The sequence below is a fragment of the uncultured Subdoligranulum sp. genome, assembly GCF_937890665.1.
Genome location: NZ_CALADU010000268.1, coordinates 1 through 18,745, shown reverse-complemented (window position 1 = coordinate 18,745; position 18,745 = coordinate 1). Strand labels below are relative to the sequence as shown.

The 18,745-nt window shown below is 60.2% G+C and carries 14 protein-coding genes; 9 read left to right on the top strand and 5 right to left on the bottom strand.

Features of this window, described 5'->3' with window-relative positions; genetic code table 11:
* Positions 1–124: 124 nt before the first annotated feature.
* The 5 genes from Q0526_RS14990 to nifS form a co-directional block, all read right to left on the bottom strand.
* Complete coding sequence (locus Q0526_RS14990; protein ID WP_298735273.1) at positions 125–3,238, bottom strand: GLUG motif-containing protein; 3,114 nt, start codon at positions 3,236–3,238, stop codon at positions 125–127.
* Entirely contained in the window at positions 3,235–5,736 is a 2,502-nt protein-coding gene (locus Q0526_RS14985) for an MMPL family transporter (protein ID WP_298735271.1), read from the bottom strand. Before Q0526_RS14985 ends, Q0526_RS14990 begins: the two co-directional genes overlap by 4 nt.
* Positions 5,737–5,928: 192 nt before the next feature.
* Positions 5,929–7,167 carry an aminotransferase class I/II-fold pyridoxal phosphate-dependent enzyme gene (locus Q0526_RS14980; protein ID WP_298735269.1) on the bottom strand — a complete coding sequence of 413 codons (1,239 nt, stop codon included), beginning with the start codon at positions 7,165–7,167 and terminating at the stop codon, positions 5,929–5,931.
* Positions 7,168–7,250: 83 nt separating this feature from the next.
* On the bottom strand, positions 7,251–7,685 hold the full coding sequence (nifU, locus tag Q0526_RS14975; protein ID WP_298735267.1) for a Fe-S cluster assembly scaffold protein NifU: 435 nt from the start codon (positions 7,683–7,685) through the stop codon (positions 7,251–7,253).
* Positions 7,686–7,698: 13 nt separating this feature from the next.
* Positions 7,699–8,889 carry a cysteine desulfurase NifS gene (gene nifS, locus Q0526_RS14970; protein ID WP_298735266.1) on the bottom strand — a complete coding sequence of 397 codons (1,191 nt, stop codon included), beginning with the start codon at positions 8,887–8,889 and terminating at the stop codon, positions 7,699–7,701.
* 280 nt (positions 8,890–9,169) lie between these two features.
* Here nifS and Q0526_RS14965 point away from each other — a divergent pair, with 280 nt between their 5' ends.
* The 9 genes from Q0526_RS14965 to Q0526_RS14925 form a co-directional block, all read left to right on the top strand.
* The gene (locus Q0526_RS14965; protein ID WP_298735263.1) at positions 9,170–9,586 is read left to right on the top strand and encodes a hypothetical protein; all 417 of its coding nucleotides are present in this window, start codon (positions 9,170–9,172) and stop codon (positions 9,584–9,586) included.
* Positions 9,570–12,503: a SpaA isopeptide-forming pilin-related protein gene (locus tag Q0526_RS14960; protein WP_298735261.1), complete on the top strand. Its 2,934-nt coding sequence runs from the start codon at positions 9,570–9,572 to the stop codon at positions 12,501–12,503. Before Q0526_RS14965 ends, Q0526_RS14960 begins: the two co-directional genes overlap by 17 nt.
* Positions 12,470–12,772 carry a hypothetical protein gene (locus Q0526_RS14955; RefSeq protein WP_298735258.1) on the top strand — a complete coding sequence of 101 codons (303 nt, stop codon included), beginning with the start codon at positions 12,470–12,472 and terminating at the stop codon, positions 12,770–12,772. Before Q0526_RS14960 ends, Q0526_RS14955 begins: the two co-directional genes overlap by 34 nt.
* A 29-nt stretch (positions 12,773–12,801) precedes the next feature.
* A complete protein-coding gene (ugpC, locus tag Q0526_RS14950) occupies positions 12,802–13,929 on the top strand; it encodes a sn-glycerol-3-phosphate ABC transporter ATP-binding protein UgpC (RefSeq protein ID WP_298735255.1) in 1,128 nt (375 codons plus the stop codon).
* The gene (locus Q0526_RS14945) at positions 13,926–14,795 is read left to right on the top strand and encodes a sugar ABC transporter permease (RefSeq protein WP_298735252.1); all 870 of its coding nucleotides are present in this window, start codon (positions 13,926–13,928) and stop codon (positions 14,793–14,795) included. Before ugpC ends, Q0526_RS14945 begins: the two co-directional genes overlap by 4 nt.
* Positions 14,795–15,724, top strand: coding sequence for a carbohydrate ABC transporter permease (locus tag Q0526_RS14940; RefSeq protein ID WP_298735249.1), 930 nt, complete (start codon positions 14,795–14,797; stop codon positions 15,722–15,724). The genes Q0526_RS14945 and Q0526_RS14940 overlap by 1 nt, the downstream gene beginning before the upstream one ends.
* A gap of 78 nt (positions 15,725–15,802) precedes the next feature.
* The gene (locus tag Q0526_RS14935; RefSeq protein WP_298735246.1) at positions 15,803–17,221 is read left to right on the top strand and encodes an ABC transporter substrate-binding protein; all 1,419 of its coding nucleotides are present in this window, start codon (positions 15,803–15,805) and stop codon (positions 17,219–17,221) included.
* A gap of 62 nt (positions 17,222–17,283) precedes the next feature.
* Positions 17,284–18,018 carry a glycerophosphodiester phosphodiesterase gene (locus Q0526_RS14930; RefSeq protein WP_298735243.1) on the top strand — a complete coding sequence of 245 codons (735 nt, stop codon included), beginning with the start codon at positions 17,284–17,286 and terminating at the stop codon, positions 18,016–18,018.
* 4 nt (positions 18,019–18,022) lie between these two features.
* A partial coding sequence (locus Q0526_RS14925; protein ID WP_298735241.1) for an HAD-IIA family hydrolase occupies positions 18,023–18,745 on the top strand: 723 nt, incomplete at its 3' end.

The window sequence follows — 18,745 nt, the reverse complement described above, 5'->3', positions numbered from 1 at the left end:
TATACCGGCATATAAGAACATCTAAAGAGATAATTAGAAATCTATTAAATGATTAAGCTAACAAAACAATCCCCGGAGCCTGCTTTTCCAAGCAGACCCCGGGGATTTTCTATGAGAAAAGGAATCAAGCGTTTGTTTGCGTTTCGGCTTTGCTGCGCCGTTTATGGCGGCGCCACAGCACTACGGCCAGCAGCACCACGAGCACAGCCCCCGCACCTGCCAGCAGCGGCCAAGGCAACGTGGTCCGCGGCACTGCTGCCACCGCGTCGTCCCCCGCCTGCACCGTGCAGACCAGATAGCTGCCGTCCACGGTCGTTTGGGCCTTGCGCCATTGTCCGTCACTGCCCCGCAGATAGAGATCCGTTTCCTCCGACAGCGGCAGATAGCGCAGTTCCGCCGTTTCGCCGGTGGTAGCAGGCAGCGCAAACTGCCAGCTCTCGGCGGTGCCGGGCACCGGGGTATCGTCACAGGCAGTCAGACGCAGGGTGTCCTCCCCAAAGCTGCCTTGCAGCAGCAGGATGGAACGGCCGTCTTCCCGCTGTTCCTCGCTGGCAAGAACCGCCGTATACGGGGTATACACCGCCGTGATGGTTTGGTCAAAGGTAACGCTGTCCGTTGCAAAGGTGGACCATGCACCGGTGTATCCCTCTTTGGCCGGTACCTCCGGTGCATCCTCCCAGTCGAAGGCGGCACCGGAGTCCACCGTAAGGGCCGCCACGGTCTGTCCGTCCGCCACAAAGGTCAGGGTAATGCAGGAGAAATCGTCCGGCAGTCCCTCCTCTTGCGCCAATGCGGCAAAGTCCGCAAAGGAAACCGGCTCGGCCTGCCCGGCGTAGCTCACACCATCAATGCCGCCCAGCGTTTCGCTGACAAAGCAGTTGCCCTGCACCGCGCTGGTCTGGTCCAGCAGACGGTTGACGCTGTTGCCCAGCGCATCCTCTGCCAGCAGACCACCCGCCACAGCGCCCACCTGCTCGGTGCCGGTGGCTTCCACCCATGCCCGGCAATCGGTAATGGTGTAGCCGCTGCCGGCAATACCACCCACATAGTTTTTCCCCGACAGGCGTCCCTTGGCCGCACATTGCCGGATGGTGGATTTGCTTTGACCGGCAATACCGCCTACATAGTCCACTTCTTCCTGCAGCAGGTCGGCGGTGTTTTGGCTTTGCAATACACTGCCCAACTCCATGCTGCCCACAATGCCGCCCGCGCACTGCTTTTGGACCTGCACGCTGCCTTGGTTGGTGCAGCCCCGTACTACAATGCGGGTTTTGTAGGTCATATTCAGCGAGCGGCTGCCGCTGATCTTGGTGTCATCCTCGGGGTCCAAATCATTTTCCCGGGCCATGGCACCGGTGATGCCCCCAGCGTTCAGGTCCGCGTAGACCGCGCCGGCGTTCAGGCAGTTAAAGACCTTGCCCTCGGTATCGCTGTCGGCATCCTCGTCGGAAACATCCTCATACACCGTACCCTGACCGGCGATTTCTGCCGCCCCCATCAAGGTATCGCCAATTTTGTTCAGTTGGTTGGTGATAGCTTCTATATCCCGAATCAGGGCCTGCGTATGGTCACCGGTATCGGCGTTGATCGCTTCCACCCCATCGGCAATGGCCGTCAAGCTGCCGCTCACACTGTTGCGGGCCGCTGTGATGGCGTCCTGATCGTTGAGGGTCAGGCTGGGGATCGTCAAGGTCGCCTGTCCATCCAGTGATGCCGAGGCGTCGCCTTGCAGACTGCCCGAGCCTTGCCCTTCCACACTGTTATCCACCGACAGACTGGGCTCCCGATGCGGCGGACGGCCATGGGCGTTTTCCCCTCGGTCAACGTCCTCCGTGCCGGTGGCTTCCGACGAGACCGTGCTCTCCGGAGGCGTGGTTTCCTCCGTCGGGGGCGTTTCAACGTCGGGCGACTCCGGCTCGGGGGTGACTTCGGGGAGGGGGGTTGCCTCTGTCGCCGGGGTGTCTGTGCCGGTGGTTCCCTCGTCCGGGGTTTCGGTGGGCGCCGGTGTGGGATTTACCGTGATGTCGGTGGAGGAAGAAATACCGCCCTCCGCACTGCCGTCCACACCGGCCTGCCCGGTCAGGTCCGCCAGTGCCGTCACCGTCAGATCTTGGGTGCCGATGTCAATGCCGTCTTCCACCTTTTTCAGAAGGGTGTCCACAGCATTGCGGGCACTGTCCACCCGGTTTTTCAGGTCGGTAAACTGTGCATTCAGTTCCGAGGACGCCGCCGAGGCATCCTGCGTAGCCTGATTCATCAATCCTTGCAGGGTGTCCAGTTCCCCTTGCAGTTGCCGCAAGGTGTCCTGACTGTATTGCAGTACGCTGGCCGGCTCCATCTGTCCGACGATGCCGCCGCCCTCTTTCCGGGCATGGATGGTACCGTAGTTGATGCAGCCTTCGATGTATCCGGTTTGGCTGCCGGCGATGCCCCCCACATTGTAGCCGATATGATCGTACCCTACGGCGCCGTAGTTGACACAAGCCCGCAGCACACCTGCCGACTGCCCGGCGATACCGCCGATGTCGGTGATGTCCGTTCCGTGCTCGGTGGTAAGCAAATCGGTGAGGGTCAGGTCATCCAACTGCACATCGTTTTGGCTAACCGTGGTGTTGACGGCTGCCCGGTTGGTGCAGTACGAGATCACGCCGTCGTTCTGGCCCGCCATACCGCCCACAAAGTGGTTGCCGTAGACGGTGCCTTCCACCGTGCAACCTGTGATGATGCCCGTAACGGTGTTGCTGCCGGCGATCCCCCCGATGCGGTTGGTACCGCTGACCGTACCGTTAAAGCTGCAATTTTGAATGGTTCCGGCATTTTGTCCTACCAGACCGCCCACTTCAGCCCGGGTGCCGCCGGGCTGTACGGTGCCGGTCACCGCCAGATCCTGTACCACGGCCCCCTCTTGCAGATAGCGGAATAGCCCTTGTACGCTGCCCTGTGCCGAGAGACTCAGCCCCCAGATGGTATGGCCGTTGCCTAGCAGCGTACCGCCAAAGGTGGGGATGCCGGTAAAGTCGCTGCCGGTCAGATCCATATCTGCCGTCAGCTCCACCGTGCGGCCACGGCTCCAACTGTCCAGACGGCAGTCCTTGGCCAGAGCCTCCCAGCCTGCCGCATCGGAGATGGTGATGACGGCCGGTTCCGTATCTTCGGCCCAAACGACGGGGGCGCCCAGTACCGCCACCATACACAGGCTTACCAATGCAGCCAGCAAACGGTTTGCGAATGCTTTCATACTTCCTCCCCCTCGGTATAGTTTTGGGCCCACGCGGCAGCGTCCTGCGGCAGCGCAGGTTCCGGCTCGGCGGGTTCGATGGTGGTCCCCGCTGTGACGGCGGCTTGCAGCGTGCCGTTGAGAGTCCCCTTGATTTCGGCGTCGATGACACCGTTCACATAGCCCCGTACCCGGCCGCTGACCCGCATATTGCCGTTGGCCGTGCGGGTGATCCGCGTCAAGTCGATGGGGGCCTTCATGGCGAAGCTGGTGCGCTCCACGATGGAATCCCCAATGAGCAAGATCTGAGGCAGCACCGCCAGCACCAACACGATGGAGATGACCGTACCACGGCCCAGACAACTGCCGATGGCGGCAATGACCGGGTTGGTGGTCAAGCGGCCGATCAGCGCACCGGCCACGGCCAGAATGGTACCGGAGGTAAAGATGGTGGGGAACGCCTCGTTGAGGGCAGCCACGATGGCTTGCCGCGGCGGCATCTGTTTTTTCAGGTCGCCGTAATGGCTGGAGATCACGATGGCGTAGTCGATGTTGGCACCCATCTGGATGGCATTGACGATGAGGTAGCCAAGGAAATACAGCGGCTCATCCTGCAAGGTGGGCACCGAGAAGTTGATCCAGATACTGCCCTGAATGACCACGATGAGCAGGATGGAAAGGCCCACCGACTGGAAGGTGAACAGCAGAATCAGTACCACAAAGAAGGCCGACAGGATGCTGATGAGGATGTTGTCCTCCCCGAAGGAGCTGGACAGATCCTTAACGTTGGTGGAGTTGCCCACCACATAGGTATTGCCGCTGTAATACTGGTTCAAAATGCCGTGAATGGTATCGAGGAAGGCCATGGTCTCATCGCTTTCCTCGGGCAGATTCAGATACACCACCATCCGGCTATATTGGTCGCTTTGCAGTTGAACCTGTGCCCAGTTTAGCTGGTCGAACAGGTCATCTACGGTGGTCTGCATTTCCCCTTCCAGCGTGATGTTGCCCGCGTCCATCTCCTGCTGCAGGAACATAAACATATCAAAGAGCGGCACCTTATAGTCCCCGATCCCGCTGAGCACACTGCCGTACTGGTCTTGGTCCACGGCATAGGCCAGATACAGGGCTTCGGCCACCTCATAGTCCACCCCTGCCAATTCCGAGAACTGCCGCGGGGTCAGCGAATCGGCCAGCATATAGCCGTCCTGTGCTTCGGTGTTGGCCAGACCTTGGCAGGATTTGACCTCGGGGCAGGCCTCCAACTGTTGGAGCACCGCCCGCTCGGCATCGTAGTTGCCTTTGGGCACGATGAGAGCCACCATGTTTTCGTTGCCGAAGGCTTCTTTGATCTTTTGGTGGGCGATCTGGCTGGTGCTCTGCTTGGGGGTGACCAGATCGGTAAAGCTATAACAGTAGGGGCAGTTGTTGGCCAACACCGCCGCCACAACGGCCACCACCGCAAAAATTGGCGGGATCACCCAGCGGGTGGCCACATCGAATTTGCCCAAAAAGTCGATCTTGGGGATCAGCTTGCGGTGCCGGGTGGCATCGATCTTGCGGCTGAAGACCATCAACAGGCCGGGCATCAGCGTAAAGACCGACAGCAAGCTGAACAGGATGGCCTTGATCAACACGGTGGCCATATCTCGGCCAATGCCAAAGTGCATGAACGCCAAGGCCCCCAACCCCGAGATGGTGGTCAGCGAAGAGGAGCTGATCTCCGGGATGGCCTTTGCCAGCGCGGCAATGCAGGCTTCCCGGGTATCTTTCGTTTCATGCTCGTCGGAAAAGCGGTGGCAGAGAATGATGGCGTAGTCGATGGCCAGCGCCAACTGCAAGATCACCGTCACCGAATTGGAGATGAAAGAGATGGTCCCGCACAGAAAGTTGGTGCCCATGTTGAGCACTGCTGCCGCGCCAAAGGTCAGCAGCAGGACCGGAACCTCGGCGTAGGCGCGGGAAGTCAGGGTCAGCACCACCACGATGATGACCGCCGCGATGACGAGGATCACCCCCATCTCGTCCGCCAGTTCGGCGGACATATCCCGGCCCACCTCGGTATCGATATAGTAATCCTGTCCGGCCAACGCGTCCTCGATACCCTGCAGTGCCGCCAAGCTCACCTCATCGGTGGAGGTGCCGTCAAACGTGACCGAGAAAAGTGCCGCGGCATTTTTGTAGTGTTCTTCGGTGTCGTCAAACTCCACACTGTAAACGCCGTCCACTGCCTCGATGGTTTCTTGCAGGGCTTGGGCCGCGGGCACCGTGACGTTGGATACCATCACCCGTGCCGTGCCGAACGTGGTAAAATTGTCGTTCATCACCGTCAACCCCTGCCGGGTCTCGGTGTCGGCGGGCAGATAGGTGGTGATGTCGTTTTCCACCTTCACCCATCCCGATGCCACCACGCTGAAGATCAGCGCCAAGGCATACAGCAGAAAGAACAGGTTCCGCTTATCCACAATAAAGGCGGCAACCTTTTCCATTCCACTGGTTTTCGGTTTTTTGTCTTCCAAAACGAAGTCCCCCCGTTCGATAGAAAAAACAGCCCTTTACAGAGCTGTTCCTCTTATTTTACTACGGCGGCCGCACTTCGGCTATGGACACATTTGCACATCTGTCTAAATGCAAGACATCTTACCTATATTTGTACAAAAAAAGCCCCGGCACGGGAACACCGTGTCGGGGCTTTGGTTAGGGGTACCCTTTTAAGCACGTTCCCGCAGGAAGGGACCGTTGAACACATACGCATCCAGACGGCGGAAGGCTTCTTCCACCCGGGCGAGAGGCAGCGCCAGATTCATGCGGATGGCACAGGGACCGTGGAACATCCGGCCGTCCTGCCAAGCCACGCCTACGTCCCAGCCGGCTTGCAGCACCTCGTCCAATGTGCGGCCGTGGGCTTTGCACCAATCGGTACAGTCCACAAACAGCATGTAGGTGCCCTGCGGTTTGGCCACCGCCACCCCGGGGAAATGGGCGGCGATGAAGTCGCAGGCATAGTTGATGTTGCCGCTGAGGGTCTGGCACAATTCATCCACCCAGACGTATCCTTCGGGCTGGTAGGCCCCGATGAGGGCGTGCATAGACAAGACGTTCATCTCGTTGTAGTGGGATTTGCTGCTCTTGGCCGTGACCCGGTCCCGCAGGTAGGGGTCATAGATAATGTGGTAGCTGCCCACCAATCCCGCCAGATTGAAGGTCTTGCTGGGGGCATAGAGGGCCACCGTGCGGCGGCGGGCATCCTCACTGACCAGTTGGGTGGGGGTGTGTTTATGGCCGTTGAGCAGGATATCCGACCAGATCTCATCGGAGATGACCAGACAGTCGTTGGCCCGGTAGACCTCCATGGCCTGCTCGATTTCTTCCCGCTCCCAGACGCGGCCGCAGGGGTTGTGGGGGGAACAGAAGATGGCCACATGGATGTGGTACTGTTTGAGTTTGGCGTCCATATCGGCATAGTCCATCCGCCAGACACCGTCCTTGTCCTGCACCAGCGGCGAATGGACAATGCGGTAGCCGTTGTTTTTCAGCGAATTGGTAAAGCCGATATAGGTGGGACTGTGGAGCAGCACCCCGTCGCCGGGGGCGGCAAAGCTGGTCAGGGCCGAAAGCACCCCGCCCAGCACGCCGTTTTCGTACCCGATGCAGTCCTTGGTGAGCAGGGCCGGGTCCGCGCCGTTGCGGGTGACCTGCCACCGGATGATGGACTGGTAGTATTCGTCGGAAGGGTCGAAATAACCGAAGGCCGGGTGCTGCGCCCGCCGGATAATGGCGGCCGGCACCGTGGGCACCGTGGCGAAGTTCATATCCGCCACCCACATGGGGATGGCATCAAAACCGGGCTGGGGCGCCGCGGGGGTAAAGCCCGGCTGTTTGCCCAGACCGTCCACCGCGATGGCGTCCTTGCCATGGCGGTCCATAAGGGTAGTAAAATCGTACTGCATACGACAGCGTCCTTTCCGGCGGCAACGGCCGCTCTTTGGCAGCCATTATACCACAAATCCGCCCGATTGGACAGCGGCCCTTCTTAGTGGGTGTGGCAGTGGGCGCAGTTTTCGCAGTCGGGGAACTGCTTCTTGTCGTAGTCGATGCCGTGGCGGTCGTAGTAGTCCTTCAGGGCCAGTTTGATGGCCTCCTCGGCCAGAACCGAACAGTGGATCTTGTGGGCAGGCAGACCGTCCAGCGCTTCCACCACCGCCTTGTTGGTGACGGCCAGCGCCTCGGACACCGGCTTACCCTTGATCATCTCGGTGGCCATCGAGCTGGAAGCAATGGCGCTGCCGCAGCCAAAGGTTTCGAACTTGGCGTCGGTGATGGTGTCGTGGTCGATCTTCAGATAGATTTTCATGATATCGCCGCATTTGGCGTTGCCCACCTCGCCCACACCGTCGGCGTTCTCGATGACGCCCACATTGCGGGGATGGCGGAAATGGTCCATAACAGTTTCGCTATACAGTGCCATACGTATACACTCCTTAGGCAATAATGTAGTCCCGGGTCCCTTGCTGCAGGTCCCGCCAAACGGGGGAAAGGCTGCGCAGATAGGCCACGGTATCGGTAACGGCGGTGATGAGGTAGTCCACCTCTTCTTCGGTGATGTCCGCCCCCAAAGAGAGGCGCAGCGACCCATGGGCCACGTCGTGTACCCGGCCAATGGCCAGCAGCACATGGCTGGGGTCCAGCGAACCGGAGGTGCAGGCCGAGCCCGACGAAGCGCAGATGCCCTTGTCGTCCAACAGCAGCAGCAGGGATTCGCCTTCGATGCCCTCGAAGCAGAAGCTCACGTTGCCGGGCAGCCGCTGCACTGGGTCGCCGTTGAGGGCCCCGTGGGGGATGCGGGAAAGCCCTGCAATGAGCTTGTCCCGCAGCGGGATCAGCCGGGCGGTGTCCTCGGCCAGATGGGTGCAGGCCTCGTCCAGCGCTGCCGCCATGCCCACAATGGCAGGCAGGTTTTCGGTGCCGGCGCGGCGGCCCCGTTCCTGTGCGCCGCCTTCGATGAGAGGCTCCAGCGGGATGCCCTTGCGCAGATAGAGCGCGCCGATACCCTTGGGGCCATGGAACTTATGGGCCGACAGGGAGAGCATGTCGATGTTCTGTGCCTGTACGTCGATGGGCAGATGCCCCACCGCCTGCACGGCGTCGGTGTGGAACAGCACCCCTGCTTCCCGGCAGATTCGGCCGATCTCGGCGATGGGCTGGATGGTGCCGATCTCGTTGTTGGCATACATCACGCTGACCAGACAGGTGTCGGGCCGGATGGCCGCCCGCACCTGTTCGGGGGTGACAAGGCCATTCTCGTGGACGTCCAGCAGGGTGACGGTGAAGCCTTCCTTCTCCAGTCGACGCAGGGTGTGCAGCACGGCGTGATGTTCAAACGCCGTGGAAATGATATGCTTTTTGCCCTTGGCCGCCCCCAGATGAGCAGCCCCCCGCAGGGCCTGATTGTCGGCTTCGCTGCCGCCCGAGGTAAAGATCAGCTCGGAGGGCTGACAGCCCAGATGGGCCGCGATGCGCCCCCGGGCTTCGGCCAATGTCTCGGCGGTTCTCTGGCCGGCGGAATGCAAACTGCTGGGGTTACCGTCACTCTGCCGGATGCAGGTGAACATGGCTTCTATGGCCGCCGGGCTCATGGCTGTGGTGGCGGCGTTATCTGCGTAAATTCGCATGGAAATCCTTCCTTTCCCGTAGGAACGCCTGCGGCGTTTATTTCCTACTTGTTTTGTATGATTTATACTACACCTCTTTTTCCCGGTTGTCAAGCAGGATTTTTCGTTTTCTAAACAACCGACACCCCATGGTATAGTAGGAGTAAGAGGATTCCCTGGATCCTGCCGTCTTCCCGAAAAAATTCTGCATCCAGACGACAGGTTTCGTCCACTCTTACCGGAATCTTCTTTGTATAGTAAAAATATCACGGTATATCCGCCCAGCTAGGAGGACCACAAAATGAATCTATCTATTTTTTCCCGCAAAAACCGGGCCCGGCTGCTGGCTGTCTGGCTGACCGCCGTATTCTGCCTGCCCGCTGCGGCGGCACCGGCCTTTACCGCCACCCCGGAACAGGCTGCCGTTGCCGAACCAACGGCCACCCCCGAACAAGCCGCCCCCGAGCAGACCGTCCCACCCCTTACCGCGACAGAGGAATCGGCCCTGCCGATGCCGGTGAACGCCATCCCCCAAGCCAACGCAGGCATTGTCACCGACGCAGTTTCCCCCATCGGCACCACCATCGACCTATTCGACTACTGGATCACCACCCGGGACGCCCCGGACAACGTCAACCCTGCCGACATGGATCAGGGCATTAACGCGGGCAAGGCCCTGCATTTTCTCATGGGGGGCGCCGGTGGGCAGCGGTCTTAACAATTACTCCGGCAGCAGCCGGCCCAATACCGGCTTGGTGGACAACACCCTGCACAACGGCTATCCCCAACTGTCCCAGAGCGGACAATCCCTAAACTACCTCTTCAACCCGGCGCTGCCCAATGCGGGCAAGGCCTCCTATGCCAATGTGCGGACCCTCCTGCAGATCGACGCAGACAAGTACTATTACTACGACAGCACCCAAAACTTTGCCCAATTTGACGAAAACACCAACGCCTTCACCTTGTACGATGGTCCGGGGGTGCGCTCCGCCGGGGCCGTGCCCTTGCTGGGACAGTTTTTTCCCTTCAACGACTATGCACAGGTAAAGGACCTGAATTCCCGCAATTCCCTGATCAACCACTATTTTGGGTTGACGATGACCACCCGCTTTGTTCAGCAGCCCTATGGCACCACCGACGGCACCGCCGGGGGCACCCCCGTCACCTACGATTTTTCCGGTGACGACGACGTGTGGGTGTTTATCGACAACGTGCTGGTAGGGGATCTGGGCGGCATCCACGATGCGGCCTCGCTGAGCATCAACTTCCAAACCGGCGCCATTGCCATCAACGGGCAGGCCAACGGCACGCTGCGGGACAAGTTCCTCGCCGCCGGCCAGCCTTGGGACAACGGCAGCTCCCCCACCTTCGCCGACAATACCTACCACACCCTAAAGTTTTTCTATCTGGAGCGGGGCAACGTGGATTCCAACATGCGGTTGAAGTTCAATCTGGTTTCCATCCCCCAAAGTGATCTGATCAAGGTAGACCAGATCGGCAACCCGGTGGCCGGGGCACAGTTCAACCTGTATTACGCCGCCGAGGACTACACCCCCCAGCAGTTGATTGCCACCGGTACCACCGGTCCCGACGGCACCTTTGTATTCCAAAACCCCGACGGCACCCTGCTGAGTTTGAACAACTTAAAAAATGAGTATGGCGGCCCCGACCAGACCGGCAAATTTGTGCTGGAGGAAGTAACCGTTCCCACCGGGTATCGAAGCCCCGCCCCCATGCAGCTCTTCTTCCCCGCCGACTCCCCAGAACTGGCCACCCTGCTTTCCGCCAACCCGTGGGACACCGGCGCCTACGCCAGCCCCACCGTCACGGTGACCTTGCCCGACACGGTGGAAGATCTGCAAGGGCAGCAATATACGGCAGACTCCGGCACCTACTTTGCGGTGGTGCTCAAACGGCAGCAGGCTTCCGGGGACGGCAGCAGCACCCAAAGCACTTGGTATCCGGTGTCGGGGGAGCCTATCGACGGCTGGAACGTGGCGAACAGCACCGACATGGCCGCTGTTTTGCAGGCGGCGCAAGCGAACCCGTACCTCTTTGTGCTGGACAGCAGCGGCGCCTACAAAGACACCATTGAGAATCTGCCCGGCGACATTCTGACCTACTACTACGTGCTGGCCACCAACGACAAGCTCACCGCCGACAACGCCCAATATACGTTGGGCTTCTACCGGACCAGCGCCGACAACCTGAACGATGCCACCCCAGAAAACACCGTGCGGCTCAATGACAGTGCCGTACTGAACGACCAAACTTTTGACCGGGAATTTGCGGTACGGCTCTTTGTACCGGACATCAAAAACTATCTGTTCGTGCAAAAGGTAGCCGAGGATCGCATCACACCGCTGAGCGGCGCCACCTTTGCCCTGTACAAGGCCAGCGACGTGACCGACGGGGTGGTTCATCCCGACGCCCAACCCTTTGACACCGTGACCACCCGGGACCAGAGCCAAAGCCAAGGGGATTTGATTACGCTGGGCGGGGCTGGGGTTTTCCCCAACACCCAAACCGTGCTGCCCGACGGCACCTACTACCTAAAAGAGATGCAGGCCCCCGCCGGGTACGCCCCCAGCAGCGATTTGGTGGAAGTGGTGGTGGACAACACCGACGTCTACGCCAACGCCGGCACCACCGAAGATGACGTCACCGTCCTGCGGGGCGTGGGCAAGATCGTGCGCAGTATGCTGCAATTTGCAGTGCCCGACGACATCAATGCCACCTTGACCGACATCCAAGCAGCACTTTACACCGCCCCCAGTTACACCCCCGACACCGGCGATGATTGGGCAATGTGGAACCCCACCGGGCAAGCCCCGCTGGAACTTTCCTACTACCAGAACAACCAAATTCTGGAATACGGCCCCACCGTACCGGGAGACCCGGTGTATTTCGCGGTCCGCTCGGGTTGGTCCCGGCTGAAGATCACCCAAAACTATGCCGCCGGTACCGACCAAGCGCTGAAGATCGATCTGGGCGATCAAGATGTGAGCAAGATTTTTGCCCACAGTACCATCGTGCAGGTGCGCAACCAGTCTACCCGGCTGGTGCTGAAAAAGGAGGTCACCGGCCCGATGGGAGATACCACCCGCCCCTTTGCCTTTACCCTGACCCTGCGGGACGAGCAGGGCGCACCGTTGGCCGGCAGGTACGGCGACCTGACGTTTGACGCCGAGGGCACCGCCCAGACCACGCTGGTCCACGGCGGCTCGGTGACGCTGCGGGGTCTGCCCATCGGCACGGTCTGCACGGTGTACGAGGAACCGGCACCCGGTTACGACACCACCATCCGCCTGAATGAAGAGCCCGCCCAGCCCGGGCCTTCCCTTACCGTTACCACACAGGCCGGGCTGACCCAGATTTTGTATACCAACCACAACCCCAACACGCCTTCCGGCGGGTCCGCCTCCACGGCCACACCGGCTCCCACCCCCACAGCCACGCCCACCGCGGGGCTGCCTGCCACCCGCCCCAGCCCGACGCCGGCAGGTTCCGTTCCCAGCATTCCCGCCACCGGCGATCCGTCTTCCCCTGCCCTTTGGGCCGGGCTGGCACTGGCCGCAGCCGCCGGACTGGCACTGCTGGTATGGCACAAAAAGCGGAGAAATTCTTCCCACTAAGCACACCCCGACCCGATTCTTCGGGCCGGGGTCTTTTTTTACGTATTCCCGGAAAAGCCGATGTTTTTGCAAAATTACTTTCAAGAAACGGTAAACGCCCACCCCTATTTGAAGGGCCGTACCCGGCCCAGCCGGTGCCCATTTCTCGCTGGGACATTCTTTTTTGGTTTTACAAAGTTTTGCGGATGTTTTACCAAATCATGAACGACAAGAGCGGCAGCCATGCGGTATTCTATCAAACGGGCGGAAAAAACTCCCGCAACCCATGATGCAACCAGAGGGGGAAACGGAATTTTCTATGGCAGAAATCGTATTGAAAGACGTTTGCAAAGTATTTGAGAAAGACCAGTATGCGGTGAGCAATTTTTCGCTGCACATCCGGGACGGTGAGTTCATCGTCTTTGTCGGGCCGTCGGGCTGCGGCAAGTCCACCACCCTGCGGATGATCGCCGGACTGGAAGAGATCACCAGCGGTGAATTGTGGATCGGTGACCGGCTGTGCAACTATGCAGAACCCGGGGAGCGGGATCTGTCGATGGTATTCCAGAACTACGCCCTCTACCCGCAGATGTCGGTATATGACAACATGGCCTTTTCGCTGTCCATCCGCAAAGTCCCCAAACAGGAAATCCGGCAGCGCGTCCACGAAACCGCCGAGATGCTGGGCATCTCCAACCTGTTGTCCCGGCGGCCGGCGGCGCTTTCCGGCGGGCAGAAGCAGCGGGTGGCCATCGGCAGTGCCATCCTGCGCAAACCCAAAGCCTTTTTGATGGACGAACCGCTGTCCAATCTGGACGCCAAGCTGCGCACCCACATGCGGGTGGAACTGGCGTCGCTGCACCACAAGCTGGGCACCACCACCATCTACGTCACCCACGACCAGACCGAGGCCATGACGCTGGCCGACCGCATTGTGGTGATGAAGGCGGGGTACATCCAGCAGGTGGCCACCCCGGTGGAGCTGTACAACCGGCCCACCAACCTGTTCGTGGCAGGCTTTATCGGTTCGCCGTCCATGAACTTTTTGCGGGGCAAGGTGAAAAAAGCCGGGGACGGCGCGGCCTTTTTGACCGAGGGCGGGCAGGTTTTGCCGCTGCCCGCCGCACTGGGCAAGACGCTGTGGCCCCAGTACGACAACCGGACGCTGGTGCTGGGCATCCGACCGGAAGACCTGTATGCCTTCCCTGCCCGAAATGACCGTCTTTACGCCGCGGTACAGGGCACGGTGACGGCCTGCGAATCGCTGGGTCACGAAGCGATCCTGCATCTGGAAACCAGTGACGGCGAACTGGCCGCCCGGGTGGAGCCCGGCCACGGCGCCGTGGAGGATCGGTCCGCCACGCTGTTCTTGGACATGGAAAACGCCCATTTCTTTGACGGCGAGACCGAGCAGAACATCTTGTACCAGTGGAGGAACGACGCATGAAAGCCTTTGCGGAAAAACTCAAGGGGTGCAGCCCCTACGCCTATCTGATCCCCTGTTTTGCCATCTTTGCGATGTTTTTGTTTTACCCCTTTGTCAAGACCATCTACCTGAGCTTTTTCCTTACCGATAAGCTGGGCCGGGCCAAGATCTTTGTGGGCGCCGAAAACTACACCGACCTGCTCACCTCGGAAAGCTTCTACAACAGCATCTTGGTGACGCTGATCTTTGTGGTGATCGTGGTGTTTGGCAGCATGCTGCTGGGCCTCATCGCTGCCGTGCTGTGCAGCAAGACCTTCCCGGGGATTCGGGCGTTCAGCACCGCCTACGCCCTGCCCATGGCCATTGCCTCCAGCGGCGCGGCGATGATCTTCAAGGTCATCCTCAACCCCACCATCGGCCTGTTCAATAAAATCACCGGGCTGGACATCAACTGGATCAGCGACCCCCGCTACGCCTTGGTCTGCGTGGCAGTGCTGACCGCTTGGCTGAACAGCGGCATCAATTTCCTCTACTTTTCGGCAGGGTTGGGCAACATCGACGAATCCATCTATGAGCGGGCGTCGGTGGACGGCGCCAACGCCTTCCAGAAGTTTTTCCGGCTGACTTTGCCGGGCCTGAGCCCCATCATGTTCTACACACTGGTGGTCAACATCATTCAGGCGTTCCAGTCCTTCGGGCAGGTCAAAATCTTGACCCAAGGCGGTCCCGGCGAAGCCACCAACCTGATCGTCTATTCCATCTACCGCGACGCCTTCTTCAACTACAAGTTCGGCAGCGCGGCGGCCCAGTCCGTGATTTTGTTCCTTATCATCATGGCGCTGACGCTCATCATGTTCAAGATCGAAAAGAAGGGAGTCAAATACTGATGAATCTTTCTGCCACCCTCCATGCCCCGGCTGCCAGCCTGCAGCGGGGCCGGTATACCAAAGAAGAACTGGAGGCCCTGCACCGCAAGATGGGGCTGGCCGCGCTGCGGCGGCGCCGCATCCGCACCGGGGTGCTGATCTGCCTCAATGTAGTCATGGCGCTGTTCATCCTCTTCCCGCTGCTCTACGCGGTCAGCGTTTCGCTGATGCCCGGCGAGGAGCTGTTCACCATGGAGATGAACCTGCTGCCCAAACATCCCGATTTCAGCAACTATCTGCGGGCTTGGACCCAAGTGCCGCTGCTGCGGTTCGTCCTCAACTCCTTCTTGGTAGCGGGCTGCATCACCATCGGGCAGATCCTCACCTGCTCGCTGGCGGCTTTCGCCTTCTCCTTCCTGAACTTCAAGGGCAAAAACGTCCTCTTCATGCTGGTGATGGCCACCATGATGGTCCCCGGCGAAGCCACCATCATCTCCAACTATCTGACCGTCAGCTCGCTGGGGATTCTGGACACCTATCTGGTCTTGATCCTGCCGTCGCTGACTTCCGCCATGGGCATCTTCCTGTTCCGGCAGTTCTATATGACCTTCCCCATGTCGCTGTATGAGTCCGCCAAGCTGGACGGCTGCGGCAACCTACGGTTCATCGTCAGCATCCTGCTGCCCCTGACCAAATCTGCCATCGGCGCCATGTCGGTATATACCTTCATCAACGCTTGGAACATGTACATGTGGCCCCTGCTGGTCACCGGCTCGCAGGAGATGCGCACCGTACAAATCGGCATCAGCATGCTGGACAACACCGACGCCCAGTCGGTGACCCTGATGATGGCCGGTGTGGTCTCGGTCATCATCCCCAGCATGATCATCTTCATTCTGGGCCAGAAACAGCTCATCCGGGGTATGTTCTCGGGCGCTGTCAAAGGCTGATCGGCTATCCCGGTGAATTTTCACCGTTTGGCATAGATTCCCATTGAAAATTGTGTTATTGTAGGAGAGTGTAAGGAAATGCATACCAACAAACTGATGGCCGGCCTGTTGGCCGCCGCCCTCGTCACCGTTCCTCTGGCCGGATGCGGCGCCGCGCAGGCTGCCGATACCTCCACCGCCGACACCGCCGGTTCGGCTGCCGCCAGTGAGGCGGAAGCCGCTGCGGCCCTGATTGGGGAGGATTTCAACACGCTGGACACCACCGGCACCAAGCTGACCTTCTGGCATTCCATGGGCGGCGTCAACGGCGAGGCCATGACCGCGCTGGTGGACAAATTCAACGCTGAGAACGAGTACGGCATCACCGTGGAGGCCGTCTATCAGGGCAGCTACGACGACGCCATCAACAAGCTGAAGAGCGCCCAGATCGGCAACATGGGGGCCGATCTGGTGCAGATCTACGACATCGGCACCCGCTTTATGATCGACTCGGGCTGGGTCATTCCCATGCAGCAGCTCATCGATGCCGCCGGGTACGACGCCTCCCAGATCGAGCCCAACATCGCTGCCTACTACACCACCGACGCGGGGCTGTACTCCATGCCGTTCAACTCCTCCACCCCGCTGCTCTACTACAACAAAGATATGTTTGAGGCCGCCGGCATCACCGAGGTTCCCACCAGTCTGGACGAGATCGCCGCAGTGGGCGACCAACTGAAAGAAAAGGCCGGCACGCAGGAAGTGCTTGCCATGAGCGTTTACGGCTGGTGGTTCGAGCAGTTCCTCTGCAAGCAGGGGCTGGAAATGGTGGACAACGGCAACGGCCGTACCGCCCCCGCCACCAAGGTCGTCTTTGACGAAAACGGCGGCGCGCTGAACATTCTGCAGGCGTGGAAGACGCTGTACGACGGCGGCTATGCCCCCAATGTGGGCCGCAACGGCAGCGACACCGCCACCACCGACTTTACCTCCGGCAAGGCCGCTATGATGCTGGGTTCCACGGCGTCTTTGAAGCAGGTGCTGCAGGATACCGGCGACTCCTTTGAGGTGGGCACCGCCTACTTCCCCGCCGTCAGTGCCTCCGATGCCGGCGGCGTGTCCATCGGCGGCGGTTCGCTGTGGGCGCTGAACAACAATGACCCCGTTAAGCTGGCTGCCACCTGGCGGTTCATCGAGTTTTTGATCTCGCCGGAATCTCAGGCCTACTGGAACGCCCAGACCGGCTACTTCCCGGTGACCACTGCCGCCGCCAACAAGGAAACCTACCAGCAGAATATGGCCCAGTATCCCCAGTTCCAGACCGCCATTGATCAGCTGCATGACTCGGCCCCGCAGTACGCCGGTGCACTGCTCAGCGTCTTCCCCGAGTCCCGCCAGATCGTGGAGACCGAGATCGAAGAGATGCTGTCCGGCAGCCAATCCCCCGAAGAGGCCGTGACCGCCATCACCGAGCAGGTCAACGAGTCCATCGAAACCTACAACCTTATCAACGGATAAAACCTTTTGACCGGGAAAGGCGCGGGCTTTTCCCGGTTTTTGCACAGAAAGGACGATGTTTCATGAACGAAGTACGGATTTTTGCCCACCGGGGCGCCAGCGCCTACGCACCGGAGAACACCCTGCCCGCCTTTGCGCTGGCCATGCAGCAGGGGGCGGACGGCATCGAACTGGACGTTCACCTGACCAAGGACGGGGAGCTGGTGGTGATCCATGACGAGAAACTGGACCGCACCACCAACGGCACCGGTCTGGTGAAGGACTACACCTTGGCGGAGCTGCGCAGCCTGTGCGCCGACAACCGGATGGACGGCTTTGCCGAGGCCCGCATCCCCACCCTGCGGGAGGTATTGGCGCTGATCCAACCCAGCCGGATGCTGGTAAACATCGAGCTCAAGACCGGCATCCTGTGGTATGACGGCATCGAGGAAAAAGCCCTGCGTCTGGTGGAAGGCATGGGCATGCAGGACCGGGTGATTTGGTCCTCCTTCAACCATTACAGCATCGAAAAGGTCCGGCAGTTGGCGCCCACAGCCCAGACCGCCTATCTGTTCGGGGACATTCCCTGCGATGTGGAACGCTACGCCGCCGCCCATGGGGTGGACGGCCTGCACCCCGGGCTGTACAACGTCAAGATGGCGGACCTCTTGCAGCGGTATCTGGCCAGCGGGCTGGCCGTGCGGGTCTGGACCGTCAACGAGGCCGAAGATCTGCGCTGGCTGATGGAGGCCGGTGCCGATGTGATCACCAACGACCCCAAACTGGCACTGGATGTGCGCCGCAATCTGGCGGAGTGACCCTATGAAAAAACGGCTGTTTTTGCTGGACATTGACGGCACCATCTGCCGGGGCGATGCACTGCTTCCCGGTGCCGGGGCCTTCTTGCAGCGCATCCGGCGCAGCGGTGGACAGTTTGTCTTTATCACCAACAACGCCACCCGCAGCACGGCGGAATATATCCGCTTTTTCCGCTCGCTGGGGGTGGATACCGACGAGCGCAACTACCTGACCGCCGCCCACGCCACCATCCGCTACCTGCAAGACCGGTATGCCGGCCAGACCATCTACGCGCTGGCCACCGATTCCTTTGTAAAGGAATGCCGCCAAAACGGCCTGCGGCTGACCACCAATGCCCACGACAAAACCATTGCCTGCGTGCTGGTCTCCTACGACAACGCCCTGACCTACGACAAGATCAAGGATGTCTGTCTGCTGCTGACCACCCGCAAGGTGGACTACATCGCCACCAACCCCGACCTAGTCTGCCCGGTGGATTTCGGCTTTCTGCCGGACTGCGGCGCCATCTGCAACATGATCGAGACCGCCACCCACCGCAAGCCGAAGTTTTTGGGCAAGCCGGAACCGGCCATGGTGCTGTACGCCCTGCAAGCCGCCGGCTGCCCCAAGGAGGCGGCTTTGGTGGTGGGTGACCGGCTCTATACCGACATCGCCTGCGGACGTCGGGCCGGGGTGGACACCGCGCTGGTGCTGACGGGGGAAGCCACACGGGCCGACGCAGCCGCC